Consider the following 12,554-nt stretch of genomic DNA (forward strand, 5'->3'; position numbering starts at 1 on the left):
TGAAGAAAATGAATTTTAGAAAAATGGACAAAAAAATAAGGCTGTCGAGAACTTTCTCGACAGCCTGTAGACCGGCCTATATAGGCCGGTCTTTCCTGTCTACCAATTATCCCATTTCTTATCAATTATTCCGACATTCTTAAGGAAAGTTAATAAAAACGGTTCACTTTCTCCTGCGAGGGCTTCCTCCGTACATGTATCGTTCGGAGGATAGTTCATTTCTTCTGCTTCCCCTAATGTAGCTTCTGCAATCCAGTTGGTGGGCTCTGCCTGTTCAAAGCAGACGGGAGCAATATATGTTTGCCTTGTATGCTCCAAAATAATCCTTGTATTGTCAGAGGGCTGAGTGTGTCCGGGTAGGAGCAACCCCGCTGCTATAAGCACTGTCGCTATGATAAGCCACCATTTCTTCATACTCTTACTCCTTTGCTTCTACCTGTCTAGCAATTTTACATAACAGCTTTAAGATCTTCAATGATTGCGTCCATCTCTGATTTGGCTACCCCGTCATACTGCTTGATCACTTTTCCTTCCGGATTAATGAGGAAAAATTTGGTTCCATGTGTTACTTGGTCTGTTCCAGGCTGTGCTTCAACAATGAGAGAACGGAATGACGTGACCGATAGTTCCTTTATCGTATCAAAATCATAACCGGTCAGGAATGACCAATTATCCAGATTGGCATCATAGCTCTTTGCATAATCTTTCAGAACACTGGGAGTGTCATGTTCAGGATCCACTGTAAATGAAACAAGCTGGGCATCAATATTTTCTTCCTCCATCTTGGATTGAAGAAGCGACATGTTGGAGGTCATAGGCAGACAAACGGTGGTACAATTAGTGAAAATGAAATTGGCCACCCACCATTCACCTTCCAGATCATCCTGGCTGAGTTTTTCATTGTCCTGGGTGGTGAATTTAAAATCCTTCACGTCCTCTGACATATTTGTCTCTATGTCTCCCCCGCAGGCTGCGAGAAGGGAAATAAGGACGATCATCCATAAGCCTAACTTCTTCCTCATTCATTGGACTTCCTTTCTTTAATCACATTTTAATCTAGCCTCATTATAACATTGGGGCAACAGTTTAAATTGAATAAACTATGACAATTTGGCTGATGAAGAGCTATTAAGGGAGTAAACATGAATCTCTGGTTTGCATAAAAAGCGGTAAGGCAGCCTCGTGGTGCCAATCCCGCGGCTCACATACAGAGAGAGTTGATGATGGGGGATGTTGTACCTGCCTTCTACATACTTTTCAGCAAAAGCGGGTGTGTATAAATGGCCAATGAATGGCAGTTGAACCTGCCCTCCATGACTATGGCCAGATAGTTGGACATCGACTGGGAATTCCGCTACGACATCAGCTATGTCAGGTTCATGGGCAAGCATGACTGTGAAGAGTTCTGGATTTACCTGTTGTAAAGATTCGCTGATGTCCGGCCTGCCTAGGACGACATCATCAATACCTGCCAAAATGAAGCGTTCTGCCTCCTTTTCAATAACAGTATGACTATTTTGCAATAGCTGGAAATCTGCTGACTCCATCACTTCCGCTAATTTATCCGTTCCATACCCTCCATGATCATGATTTCCATAAACCCAGTATTTTCCAAAAGGTGCTTGAAGCTTCCTTAAGGCATTGGTGAGATTTTCATTCCAATCATATCGATGTGGTTTGTCTACCAAATCGCCGGTGAATACAATCAGGTCGGGCTCCAACTCATTGATTTTTTTGACAAGCTTCTGAAATTGCTGTATATCGTAATGAAATCCAATATGAGTATCACTGAATTGTATAATTCGAAATTGGTCAAAAGCCGGAGAGATAGTAGGAAGGGAAATATCCTCCTCATTAACTTGGAGCAAGTAGGGTTCTATTTCCCGAGCGTAATAGTAAGTCCCACCTCCAAGTCCCGCCATTGCAAGCAAGCTTCCTGCGGCTTTTTTTATGAATGAACGTCGAGTAAGTTTTTTCAAGCCTTTCAACACCTCATGGTAATCTGATATATATTTATAATGCTCCCCTTAGGGTGGAATAGCACCTTCAGTGGCATCGTACAGTATTATAATATTATATCACGTAATAAAATACAGCAAAGAAATGGAACGCAGATCCGATAATTACAAACAAGTGCCATACAGCATGATGGTGGGGGAATCCGCGCCACATGTAAAAAACAGTTCCTACCGTATAGCTCAGGCCGCCGAGAATCAGAAGAAGCATTCCTGTTTCATGCATGGATACAGATAACGGTCCCCATGCAAAGATCATCAGCCAACCCATAAGTATGTAGAAAAGAGTAGAAAGAATTAGAAAGCGCTTGACGAAAAAGACTTTAAACAGAATACCGATGAGCGCCAACCCCCATACAATACCGAATAATACCCACCCAATGGAAGTATCTACACGCAGGTGAACCAGCAGAAAAGGAGTATAGCTGCCAGCTATAAACAGGTAAATGGAGGAGTGGTCGAAGATTTGGAACAGGTCTTTCCACTTGCCCTCTGGCAGAGCATGTACCAGCGTAGAGGCAAAGTACATCAAAAACATGGTTCCGCCAAAAATCGATACAGATACAATCTGCCAAGGGTTTCCACTCTTTGATGAATAGACAACCAATAAAACTAGGGCTGCTATACTTAAGAGGGCTCCGATGCCATGAGTCACTGCGTTTACTTTTTCTTCGAATTTATCGTATTTATATGGTTCTATTTCGACCACCTTCCTTCTTTCACATCTATCATTCACATGGCTGACACTCATTGTACAGCCGTGAATAAAGACCCTCGACTTGAATAGTAGCGTGCGTGATGTTAAATTGCTGTTCCAAAAGCCTGATTGCTTCCTGAAGGAGTTGGTCACGTTCTATATCTTCTTCCACCACGATATGACAACTGAGGGCAGGGAATTCCGATGTGATGGACCATATATGAAGGTCATGAACCCCTGTTACTCCGTCCAGGTTGATGAGTGCTGTTTCTACTTGCTCAACTTTTATTGTATCCGGCTTTCCCTCCATTAGTATATGAAGGGCATCCCTCGTCACTCTGAACCCTGAGACGGCGATCAAGATGGCCACGATCATACTTGCAATGGGATCAGCAATATTCAAGTCGAATAACAAGATGAGCAATCCGGCGGCAATAGCACCGACAGAGCCCAATAAATCCCCGAAAACGTGAAGAAGAGCGCTACGTATATTAAGGTTTTCCTTTGAATCACCGCGCATCAACATGAAAGCGACAATAATATTGACTACCAAACCAATGCTGGCTACTACCATCATACCTGCGTTAACCTCAGGGGGCTCGATGAACCGGTTTATTGCTTCATAGGAAATGAATAATGAGATGACTATCAATGTCAGACCGTTAATGAATGCTGCAATGATTTCGAATCGTCTATATCCGTAAGTTTTACTGTTGCTTACACTCTTTTCTCCTATTTTAAAGGCGAGCAGGCTTAGTCCCAAGGCCGCTGCATCACTCAGCATATGTCCAGCATCTGATAAAAGAGCAAGACTGTTGAAAAGAAATCCGCCGACTACTTCTATAATCATAAATGAAAAGATAAATAAGAAACTCCAGAACAGTACACGGGAGTTGCTTGGAATATGATGATGGTGATCATGGCTCATTTGGAATCCCCCTCAGTGTGTTGAATATGGGCAATCGTTTGTTCCAGCATATTCATAACGTGCCTGTCATCAATGGAATAGATATATTTTGTCTTTTCCCGTTTATTTTTAACAAGATGCAGGTGTTTCAAATATTTCAGCTGATGGGAGATTGTAGACTGGTTCATTTCCAATTTTTCTGCTATCTCACCGACCGAATAAGACCGGTAAAGTAGAAGGTGCAAAATTTTCACCCTGGTAGGATCTGCAAGTGCTTTGAATGTCTGAGCGATGTCGGAGGCCATTTCTTCTTGGAGCGGCTGATTGTTCATATGATTCCCTCCTTTACAATATGACCATATGTTCATATTGTAAAATGCGTTCCGTTTGCTTGCCAAACTTTGTGTTTCTGATGTTTCCCAACTGCATATATGGTAAAATAAAAATCAAGAAATCATCCAACAGTCGATAAAGCAATTTACCATAAAGGGAGAAGGTAATTTATAAAGGGGGTATGATGATTTTGAATGTTACAGAGAAGCGACAGGTTTTAGACCGAGGCGGGACAGTGGGGGAATTGATGATTTCATCGGAAAAGGTTGCCCATGTCCAGATGAATAATCCTCTGGAGCATGCTCTATTGGTATTAGTAAAGTCCGGGTATGCCGCCGTTCCAGTTCTTGACAGTTCCTACAAATTGGTGGGTACGATAGGTAAGACAGTCATTCTGAATGAGATATTGGGACTCGAGCATATCGAGTTTGAGAAGCTGTCTGATATTCGAGTGAAAGATGTCATGAATGAAGATATCCCTTGTCTTTATAGGCATACGAGTCTTCTGGAAGGACTGGATGCCCTTGTCGACCATGCATTTGTCTGTGTCCAAGATGGGGAAGGCTATTTTGCAGGCATTCTGACAAGAAGAGCAGTTCTGAAAGAATTGAAGAAAGATCTGTATACAGCAAAATATCAGTGAAGGCCTTTGCTGAATGCAAAGGCTTTTTCTTTAATTGATCGCTTGTATTATTATCTTTTGCATTGACTCTGCCAACGGCTTTATAGTCGGCAGTATGGAAAAAATAATCCATGATTGCCCTTCTTCTTAGAATAGCCAGGATTTTCTGATTGCAGGGGATATTTTAGTCTGATAAAGTAGGGGATAAGAAATTCAGAGGAGGAGACCATTGTGAAGATGATGGATGCAAATGAGATTATCAACTTTATATCGAATAGTGAAAAGAGCACACCAGTAAAGGTGTATGTAAAAGGTGAGAAGCTCGATACACTTCCAAGTTCGGAGAATGTACAGGCTTTCACTGAAAATAAAAGCGGAGTATTGTTTGGCGAGTGGAAGGATATCCAGTCATTGCTTGAGTCCAATCAAGACATCATTAGTGACTATGTCATTGAAAATGATCGCAGAAATTCAGCCATTCCGTTGCTGGACATGAAGAATATCAATGCAAGAATTGAACCGGGTGCCGTCATTCGTGATCAGGTGGAAATTGGCGATGGCAGTGTCATCATGATGGGCGCCATGATTAATATCGGATCCGTAGTTGGGGAAGGCACCATGATTGATATGAACGCTGTATTGGGAGGTCGTGCTACTGTAGGGAAGAACTGCCACGTTGGAGCAGGTTCTGTACTAGCCGGCGTTATAGAGCCTCCTTCTGCTAAACCAGTTGTAGTAGAGGACGATGTAGTCATCGGTGCAAATGTGGTCGTTCTTGAAGGGGTGACCATTGGTAAAGGTGCTGTCGTGGCAGCAGGTGCTATTGTGACAAAAGATGTAGAGCCTAATACCCTGGTCGGCGGTACTCCGGCAAAGGTCTTGAAAGAGTTGGATGAAAATACGAAAAATAAAACTGAGATCAAGCAGGAACTCAGAAAACTGAATGATTAAGTGTGATTCCTATGGGATTGACAGAACTACAGGAGATAAGAAGATCACTGCATCAGATTCCTGAATTGGGATTTGAAGAAGTGAAAACCCAACAATTTCTCCTCGACAGAATTGAAGAGCTTAAGACAGACCGGGTTTCCGTCCGAACATGGAAAACCGGTGTACTCGTCCATGTCGCAGGGACTTCACCGGAGAAGACAATTGGTTTCCGGAGCGATATGGACGGACTTCCGATCACAGAAGAAACTGGCTATGATTTTCAATCCTCTCACGAAGGGAGGATGCATGCATGCGGGCATGATTTTCATATGACGATTGCGCTGGGGGTTCTGAAAAGAGTCATTGACCAACCAGTCGCCGATCATGTGGTCTTCATCTTCCAACCTGCAGAAGAGGGACCGGGCGGCGCTCTACCTATGCTTCATTCGGAGGTATTTCGTCAATGGAAACCGGATGTCATTTTTGCTCTTCATATAGCACCCGAACTTCCGACGGGGTCGGTCTCTTGTAAAGAAGGGCTTCTTTTTGCCAACACAAGTGAACTTTTTCTCGATTTCCAAGGGAAGGGCGGGCATGCTGCATATCCTCATCTGACCAAGGACATGACGGTTGCTGCCAGCAATTTCATCGTCCAAATGCAACAGATTGTATCTCGTGGCATTGATCCGGTGGAAAGCGCAGTAGTAACAGTTGGCAAGATGGAGAGCGGTTTTGTCCAGAATGCGATAGCAGAAACGGCTAGACTCGAGGGTACCATTCGAGCACTTGACCCATCATCCATACATACTGTGAAGCAGAAGCTTGAACGGTTGATCAGAGGGTTTGAGCATAGTTACGACTGTACGATAGATGTAGATTATGGAGCAAATTATTATCAGGTATATAATGACCATGAAATGGCCGGCTTGTTCAAAGAAGCGGCTGAAGATGCCGGTATTGATTTCCGGCAAGCCAGTGCGGCGATGACCGGAGAGGACTTCGGTTATATGCTGAAAGAAATCCCTGGATTCATGTTTTGGCTTGGCGTGCAATCAGACTATGGACTCCACTCTGCAAAGTTGAATCCAAATGAAGAAGCACTTCAAGTAGGTGTGGAAGCTGTGAGCTCCATGATTCAACATCTTTCCAATTAAATGTATATCTTTCCATGGGGTGCAGAAACTATATATGTAACTTTTTCATATATAGAGGAGGTACACTATGGCGCGCATAGGTGTGGAAGGGACCATGACGGATGTGAAAGAGGCCTTGATGGAAATGGGGCATGAGGTGATCGAGCTGAGGTCTGCAGAAGATGCTGCATATTGTGACTGTTGCATTATTTCCGGCCAGGACAAAGATGTGATGGGTATGTCGGACACTAGTATTGCAGGCCCGGTAGTGAATGCCCATGGGATGGATGCCCAGGAAGTCACTCAGGCTGTAAGTGAAAAATTGACATAAGCAGGTATCAAAGCTAGACGAAATGAACGGCACCCCGATGGTTAGGGTTGAAAGCTAACCTTTGGGGTGCTTGTTTATGCTTACACACGTTTTTTCGCCTTATGAATAAGATAGAGGAGCTGTACTGCTAATTGTGACATTGGAGGGAGCTACTCTATGAGGTTGAGAACCATGCTGCCGGAATTAGAAGGGGCAACTGCCTGGCTAAACAGTGGGGAAATTAAAAGAAAGGACTTGGTCGGCAGCCCCATACTTGTCCATTTCTGGTCCATAAGTTGCGACTTATGTAAAAGGGACATGTTAGTGCTGAACCAAATCTGTGAGCAATATCTAGATCACTGGCGGGTGATTAGTGTCCATACACCTCTATCGGACGAAGATAAGAACCAGGAAGAGGTTCGCAGAGTGGCTGACGAGCATGAGATATACCGGCCAGTCCTGATTGATCACGAAGACCGGCTCTCAAAGATCTTTAGAATACGCCATGTCCCTGCGTATTACTTGTTTGATGGAGAAGGTAGACTAAGGCATTATCAATCAGGTGGAGGAGGATTATCCTTGCTCAGAAGAAGAATGGACCGGTTAAGCGGCCAATAGAGAAACATAGGGAGAAAAAACTTCCGCTGTCATGCGGAAGTTTTTTTGTACGGTAACTGGAACTATAGGCTTCAAAATCAATTTTCTTGCTGTATTGATACCGTGGCGTGTGACAGTGAACTGTACAATGGCAGCCATTTAATAAACACATTTCTGCGCGTCACAATGTGTTTGAACAAAAGGTAGATGGTTTACAGGGATAAGAAACTGATAGAATAAACGGATCTCCTTTACAAAACCTGCTTGCCTTGGGAAGAAGGCTTCATGTATGATGAATATACTACATACAGAGTGATGGGGGAAGTACAATGAAACAAGAATTTGCAGTCATAGGCCTTGGGCGTTTTGGTGGAAGTATTTGCACAGAGTTAAGTGAGGAAGGCATGAGTGTCCTGGCCATCGACACAGATGAAGAAAAAGTAAATGAATACAAGAATATCGCTTCCCATGCGGTAATTGCCGATTCCACGGATGAAAATGCCTTAAAAGAAATAGGTATTAAGAATATTGATCATGTAATTGTTGCTATTGGAGAAAACATCCAGGCAAGCATCTTGGCAGCAGTCATTCTAACAGATCTTGGAATAAAGAAAATTACAGTAAAAGCACAGAATGACTATCATGAGAAGATATTGAACAAAATAGGGGTGGATCAGGTGGTCCATCCGGAGAGAGATATGGGTAGGAGAATTGCCCACCATATCATTTCCAATAATATTCTTGACTATTTGGAGCTCTCTGATGACCATAGTATTGTCGAAGTGAAAGTCGGAAAGAAAATGGCAGGCCGCTCGTTGACTGAGTTGGATATCCGGGCAAATTACGGCTGTAACGTTGTGGCCATTAAGGAAGGGGAGGAGATCAATGTCTCCCCAAGCGCCGACGAGTCATTGAATAAGGATGACATTTTAATTGTTATCGGTTCTGATAAAGATATTTCACGTTTTGAGAAGAAACTGGTTATTGATGATGACTAGTGGATAAAGAAAAAAGACCTTGTGGATTTCCACCAAGGTCTTTTTTTCTTATCCATTATACTTCCATGATGATTGGTAGCACCATTGGTCGGCGCTTTGTCTTCTCATACAGGAATGGAGCTATCGTGTCGGTTATCTGATTTTTGATTTCCGACCATTGGGTAGTTCTTCTTTCCATCACTTTTTCTAAATGAGTGGAAACCAGCTTCTGAGCCTCATTGATAAGGTCTTCAGACTCTCTCATATATACGAATCCGCGAGATATGATGTCAGGACCAGAAGCGATTTTAAATTCTTTCATATTAATGCTGACAACGACGATGACGAGCCCTTCTTCCGAAAGAATACGGCGGTCACGTAGGACAATGTTACCAATATCGCCAATTCCCCTGCCGTCAACATATATCGAACCAGATGGGATTTTACCGGCAACACCTGCACTGTCTTTACCGAGGGCAAGAACATCTCCATTATCCATGACAAAGGAGTTGTCAGGGTCCACATCACACATGGCTGCCAGCTTTTCATGCTCTTTCAGCATTCTGTATTCCCCGTGGATCGGCATAAAGTATTTCGGCCGTATCAGACGGAGCATCAGTTTTTGTTCTTCTTGGCTGCCGTGCCCGGATGTATGGATATTGCTTAATTTTCCATGGACGACATCCGCACCTGCGCGATAAAGTTTATCAATGGTCCTGCTTACACTGATCGTATTCCCAGGGATCGGGGAAGAAGAGAATACAACCGTGTCACCAGGTATAATCTGGATTTGTCTGTGTGTGCCATTTGCAATACGGGAGAGGGCGGCCATTGCTTCTCCTTGGGAACCGGTGCAAAGAATGGTAATTTCATCTGCAGGAAAACGATTGATCTGATTTCCTTCGATGAAAGTATTTTTCGGGGCTTGGATATATCCGAGCTCCTGTCCAATCTTAATTGCCGATTCCATACTGCGGCCAAACACGGCGACTTTCCGATTGTGTTTGACGGCAGCTTCCACCACCTGCTGCAGTCGGTAAATATTGGAAGCGAAGGTAGCAAAAATCAATCTGCCATCCACCCGGTCAAAGATTTCGTTGATGTTTTCTCCTACAACTTTTTCAGACATAGTAAAACCTGGTATTTCACTGTTTGTACTGTCGGAAAGGAGGCATAGAACGCCTTCTTTACCGATCTCAGCCATTTTAGTCAGGTTTGCAGCTTCACCGACCGGAGTGAAATCAAACTTGAAGTCACCTGTATGAACGACGTTTCCTGGTGGTGTCTTCACAACGATTCCGAATGAATCCGGAATACTGTGGGTAGTACGGAAGAAGCTTACGGAAGTTTTACGGAATTTGATAACATCGTCTTCTTGTATCGTGTTTAATTTTGCATTTCTTAAAAGGCCATGCTCATCGAGTTTGTTTCTGATTAGTCCCATTGCTAGTTTTCCGGCATAAATAGGCACATTGATTTCACGCAAAAGGTAAGGGATCCCGCCGATATGGTCCTCATGTCCATGCGTGATGAATAACCCTTTTACTTTATCTTGATTTTGGACCAAGTAGGTGTAATCAGGAATGACATAGTCTATGCCAAGTAATTCATCTTCAGGGAATTTGATTCCGGAATCAATCAGGATGATTTCATCCTGGAACTGTACCCCGTACGTATTTTTACCGATTTCACCTAGCCCGCCTAACGCGAATACGGCAGTCTGGTCATTTTTAACAAATTTCATTTGCTATACGTTCTCCACTTCAAATTTGCCGGTCTGTTTTTCAAAATCTAGATGGGCCTCGTCCAATTCATGGATATACTCGATGTTATAGTTTCTGTCACTTAATTTACTGCGCACCTCACGTACGGTCTCCGCTTCTACATACACACTTTTGGTGCGTTCACGGACCGGAACCTCCTCCGGTAATTCCTGGTATAAAACTTTGTAAATCATTTCATCTCTCCTTCAAAATACTTCTGTATTAATTTATTAGTCCTGTGCCTTCCGCTGGCCCAGTCCCGATTCGATGTTTTTATTAAATGTTGCTTCGAATTCCGTAATGTGCTCCATCAGTACCCGTCACGGTCATGATCAGCTTATGAATGATAATCTTTATTACATGTTGTAGGTACACGCCCTTGGCCCAAAAAATCCTTCCAGCGTTTTTTAAGCTTTTCTCTAAGGCGTTTTAACATGTGGACACACATCCCCTTTCACATATTAAGAAAAGCAACAAAACGTTCTACCGACCCAATCCCTCTTATCTATAGTATAGTACGAGGAATCGAATATTGAAATAGAAAACCATCATTTACTGGAAAAAATTAATTATTTCTGCGTCGCTTTCTTGTGTTAGGTATATTTTTCACTGCTGGGCGGAACTTATACATAGGTAACTACTGTATACATCAAAAAACAGCCTGCAAGAGGCTGTTTTTTGATGGAACATTTTTTGTGAACCGAAGAAATATCCGCTGTAAGCGGGTTGTTCTGTCCATTGATCTTATTTATTCTATAGGGCGTGCATTCTCAGGTACTTCGAAGGGATTATCTTTATTGATATGATCATAAAACATGATGCCATTCAAATGATCAACTTCATGTTGGAACACAATCGATGGGTAGCCCTTCAATCGCAAGCTGACCGGATTATTGTCCATGTCGGTTGCTCTCAGGGTGATGCGTGCATGCCGAGGAACATACCCTTCTACATGCCGATCTACAGAGAGGCATCCTTCACCCCCCGAAAGATATGCTTTACCGACAGAGTGACTGACAACCTTAGGGTTTGCCAGCCCATATTCATATAACTTTCCGTTTTCATCTTGGAAATAGATGGCCATCAACTTCTTATTTATTCCTAATTGAGGTGCCGCAAGTCCAACACCTGCTCTAAGATCATATTTTTTGGCTATTTCTTCATTTTGACTGTTTTTCAGAAATTGTATCATCTCTTGCAAAAGATCTTTGTTTGCTGTGCTTAAAGGCAGCTCTACTTCCTCCGAGACCTTTGTCAAAGCGGGATGCCCTTCCCGGACGATGTCTTTCATCGTTATCATCTTGGTCACTCCTTCATTTCTCACTCCCTATATACTATCATAAAAGAACCGGAAATTTCATGAAAACCAACTGAACACAGGCCTTGTCATCTATTGGAATATTTATCCGTAATTTTGTGATATACTAAAAAGCAAACAACAGAGAATCGGGGGATTTTTGATATGGCATGGAAAAGAATACTGCTTGCAGTCGGATTCACTGTTTCTTTGGCTGCATGCAGCAGTGAATCGGCAGAAGTGCGGATACATAACCACCTAGAGGAAGCAGTGGTTCTTGAAGAAGGGTTCGAAGAGCAACAGAGCGAGATTACCGCTCTGGAAAAACAAGAGCAGGAACTTTACAGCCAAATTGTCGATATGGGTTCAGATGAGATGGGAAAAATCAAAGAGACAGCCGAGAAGGCGATCGATGTAATCGATGAACGGGAAGAGAGGATTGAGCTCGAGAAAGAAAGCATAAATTCCTCAGAGGAAGAATTCTTGAAAATTGAGCCGCTATTGGAGGAAGTTGAGGCAGAGGAAACACAGGCTGCAGCACAGGAGATGTATCAGGTTATGGAGAGCAGGTATGCTTCATATGAAGATCTTTACACTGCTTACAAAGAATCCTTGGAGTTAGAACGGGAGTTATACAACATGCTAGGAGAAGAAGAGCTGGAACAGGACAAATTGACGGAACATATCGATGCCGTCAATGAGAGTTATGAACGGGTACTGCAGGCCAACGAGCAGTTTAATAATGAAACGGTGGAATATAATGCATTGAAGCAGGAATTTTATGAGAGTACAGGTATGAACGTGGCCTATGAAGAAAATTCTACCAGTGATACAAAGGATGAAAAGGCATCGGCAGAAGAGGAATGAGAAAAGGGGAGGACCATTTCATGAATGTGAAATGGTCCTTTTGTGTGCCCGGCATGTGCGCACGCTTTAGGGTTCGAGTCCCGAGCGGTGAAGGTCATTGTAGCCG

16 protein-coding genes are annotated in these 12,554 nt (G+C 43.1%); 7 read left to right on the top strand and 9 right to left on the bottom strand.

What is annotated here, in order from left to right; translation table 11 throughout:
- Positions 1 to 99: 99 nt before the first annotated feature.
- The 6 genes from ACFOGI_RS00055 to ACFOGI_RS00080 form a co-directional block, all read right to left on the bottom strand.
- Positions 100 to 414 carry a hypothetical protein gene (locus tag ACFOGI_RS00055; RefSeq protein ID WP_390266587.1) on the bottom strand — a complete coding sequence of 105 codons (315 nt, stop codon included), beginning with the start codon at positions 412 to 414 and terminating at the stop codon, positions 100 to 102.
- 35 nt (positions 415 to 449) lie between these two features.
- The gene (locus tag ACFOGI_RS00060; RefSeq protein WP_390266589.1) at positions 450 to 1,022 is read right to left on the bottom strand and encodes an SCO family protein; all 573 of its coding nucleotides are present in this window, start codon (positions 1,020 to 1,022) and stop codon (positions 450 to 452) included.
- A gap of 78 nt (positions 1,023 to 1,100) precedes the next feature.
- Complete coding sequence (locus ACFOGI_RS00065; RefSeq protein WP_390266591.1) at positions 1,101 to 1,979, bottom strand: metallophosphoesterase; 879 nt, start codon at positions 1,977 to 1,979, stop codon at positions 1,101 to 1,103.
- Between the two features lie 94 nt (positions 1,980 to 2,073).
- The gene (gene trhA / locus ACFOGI_RS00070) at positions 2,074 to 2,751 is read right to left on the bottom strand and encodes a PAQR family membrane homeostasis protein TrhA (RefSeq protein WP_390266593.1); all 678 of its coding nucleotides are present in this window, start codon (positions 2,749 to 2,751) and stop codon (positions 2,074 to 2,076) included.
- Entirely contained in the window at positions 2,744 to 3,640 is an 897-nt protein-coding gene (locus ACFOGI_RS00075) for a cation diffusion facilitator family transporter (protein WP_390266595.1), read from the bottom strand. Before ACFOGI_RS00075 ends, trhA begins: the two co-directional genes overlap by 8 nt.
- Positions 3,637 to 3,951 (bottom strand): ArsR/SmtB family transcription factor, encoded by a 315-nt coding sequence (locus ACFOGI_RS00080; protein ID WP_390266597.1) that lies wholly within the window; start codon positions 3,949 to 3,951, stop codon positions 3,637 to 3,639. The genes ACFOGI_RS00075 and ACFOGI_RS00080 overlap by 4 nt, the downstream gene beginning before the upstream one ends.
- 185 nt (positions 3,952 to 4,136) lie before the next feature.
- Between ACFOGI_RS00080 and cbpB the strand changes: the two genes are divergently transcribed.
- The 6 genes from cbpB (at position 4,137) to ACFOGI_RS00110 (ending at position 8,542) form a co-directional block, all read left to right on the top strand.
- The gene (gene cbpB, locus ACFOGI_RS00085; protein ID WP_390266617.1) at positions 4,137 to 4,595 is read left to right on the top strand and encodes a cyclic-di-AMP-binding protein CbpB; all 459 of its coding nucleotides are present in this window, start codon (positions 4,137 to 4,139) and stop codon (positions 4,593 to 4,595) included.
- 210 nt (positions 4,596 to 4,805) lie between these two features.
- Positions 4,806 to 5,525 carry a 2,3,4,5-tetrahydropyridine-2,6-dicarboxylate N-acetyltransferase gene (gene dapD / locus ACFOGI_RS00090; RefSeq protein WP_390266599.1) on the top strand — a complete coding sequence of 240 codons (720 nt, stop codon included), beginning with the start codon at positions 4,806 to 4,808 and terminating at the stop codon, positions 5,523 to 5,525.
- Between the two features lie 11 nt (positions 5,526 to 5,536).
- The gene (locus ACFOGI_RS00095) at positions 5,537 to 6,658 is read left to right on the top strand and encodes an N-acetyldiaminopimelate deacetylase (RefSeq protein ID WP_390266601.1); all 1,122 of its coding nucleotides are present in this window, start codon (positions 5,537 to 5,539) and stop codon (positions 6,656 to 6,658) included.
- A gap of 67 nt (positions 6,659 to 6,725) precedes the next feature.
- Positions 6,726 to 6,968, top strand: coding sequence for a YkuS family protein (locus ACFOGI_RS00100; RefSeq protein ID WP_390266603.1), 243 nt, complete (start codon positions 6,726 to 6,728; stop codon positions 6,966 to 6,968).
- A gap of 156 nt (positions 6,969 to 7,124) precedes the next feature.
- A complete protein-coding gene (locus ACFOGI_RS00105; protein ID WP_390266605.1) occupies positions 7,125 to 7,565 on the top strand; it encodes a TlpA family protein disulfide reductase in 441 nt (146 codons plus the stop codon).
- A 308-nt stretch (positions 7,566 to 7,873) separates the two neighbouring features.
- A complete protein-coding gene (locus ACFOGI_RS00110; RefSeq protein WP_390266607.1) occupies positions 7,874 to 8,542 on the top strand; it encodes a potassium channel family protein in 669 nt (222 codons plus the stop codon).
- 55 nt (positions 8,543 to 8,597) lie between these two features.
- Here ACFOGI_RS00110 and rnjA read toward each other — a convergent pair whose 3' ends face one another.
- From rnjA to def, 3 genes are all read right to left on the bottom strand, one after another.
- Positions 8,598 to 10,265, bottom strand: a complete 1,668-nt coding sequence (gene rnjA / locus ACFOGI_RS00115; protein WP_390266609.1) for a ribonuclease J1 — start codon at positions 10,263 to 10,265, stop codon at positions 8,598 to 8,600.
- Between the two features lie 3 nt (positions 10,266 to 10,268).
- Positions 10,269 to 10,478, bottom strand: coding sequence for a DNA-dependent RNA polymerase subunit epsilon (locus ACFOGI_RS00120; protein WP_390266611.1), 210 nt, complete (start codon positions 10,476 to 10,478; stop codon positions 10,269 to 10,271).
- Positions 10,479 to 11,032: 554 nt separating this feature from the next.
- Complete coding sequence (gene def, locus ACFOGI_RS00125; protein ID WP_390266613.1) at positions 11,033 to 11,584, bottom strand: peptide deformylase; 552 nt, start codon at positions 11,582 to 11,584, stop codon at positions 11,033 to 11,035.
- Positions 11,585 to 11,746: 162 nt separating this feature from the next.
- On the opposite strand from def, the gene ACFOGI_RS00130 reads away from it, so the two are divergent.
- Positions 11,747 to 12,448 (top strand): YkyA family protein, encoded by a 702-nt coding sequence (locus tag ACFOGI_RS00130; RefSeq protein WP_390266615.1) that lies wholly within the window; start codon positions 11,747 to 11,749, stop codon positions 12,446 to 12,448.
- The last annotated feature ends 106 nt before the right edge of the window (positions 12,449 to 12,554 follow it).

The organism is Virgibacillus xinjiangensis (genome assembly GCF_042643145.1).
In the GTDB taxonomy this organism is placed as follows: Bacteria; Bacillota; Bacilli; order Bacillales; family Amphibacillaceae; genus Virgibacillus_O; species Virgibacillus_O xinjiangensis.

What these genes read in the sequence shown, in the direction of transcription:
- rnjA (WP_390266609.1), bottom strand. Translation starts at nt 10,265, where the DNA reads ATGAAATTTGTTAAAAATGACCAGACTGCCGTATTCGCGTTAGGCGGG.
- ACFOGI_RS00100 (WP_390266603.1), top strand. Translation starts at nt 6,726, where the DNA reads ATGGCGCGCATAGGTGTGGAAGGGACCATGACGGATGTGAAAGAGGCC.
- ACFOGI_RS00130 (WP_390266615.1), top strand. Translation starts at nt 11,747, where the DNA reads ATGGCATGGAAAAGAATACTGCTTGCAGTCGGATTCACTGTTTCTTTG.
- ACFOGI_RS00120 (WP_390266611.1), bottom strand. Translation starts at nt 10,478, where the DNA reads ATGATTTACAAAGTTTTATACCAGGAATTACCGGAGGAGGTTCCGGTC.
- ACFOGI_RS00075 (WP_390266595.1), bottom strand. Translation starts at nt 3,640, where the DNA reads ATGAGCCATGATCACCATCATCATATTCCAAGCAACTCCCGTGTACTG.
- ACFOGI_RS00080 (WP_390266597.1), bottom strand. Translation starts at nt 3,951, where the DNA reads ATGAACAATCAGCCGCTCCAAGAAGAAATGGCCTCCGACATCGCTCAG.
- ACFOGI_RS00105 (WP_390266605.1), top strand. Translation starts at nt 7,125, where the DNA reads ATGAGGTTGAGAACCATGCTGCCGGAATTAGAAGGGGCAACTGCCTGG.
- ACFOGI_RS00110 (WP_390266607.1), top strand. Translation starts at nt 7,874, where the DNA reads ATGAAACAAGAATTTGCAGTCATAGGCCTTGGGCGTTTTGGTGGAAGT.
- ACFOGI_RS00055 (WP_390266587.1), bottom strand. Translation starts at nt 414, where the DNA reads ATGAAGAAATGGTGGCTTATCATAGCGACAGTGCTTATAGCAGCGGGG.
- cbpB (WP_390266617.1), top strand. Translation starts at nt 4,137, where the DNA reads ATGATTTTGAATGTTACAGAGAAGCGACAGGTTTTAGACCGAGGCGGG.
- ACFOGI_RS00095 (WP_390266601.1), top strand. Translation starts at nt 5,537, where the DNA reads ATGGGATTGACAGAACTACAGGAGATAAGAAGATCACTGCATCAGATT.
- def (WP_390266613.1), bottom strand. Translation starts at nt 11,584, where the DNA reads ATGATAACGATGAAAGACATCGTCCGGGAAGGGCATCCCGCTTTGACA.
- ACFOGI_RS00060 (WP_390266589.1), bottom strand. Translation starts at nt 1,022, where the DNA reads ATGAGGAAGAAGTTAGGCTTATGGATGATCGTCCTTATTTCCCTTCTC.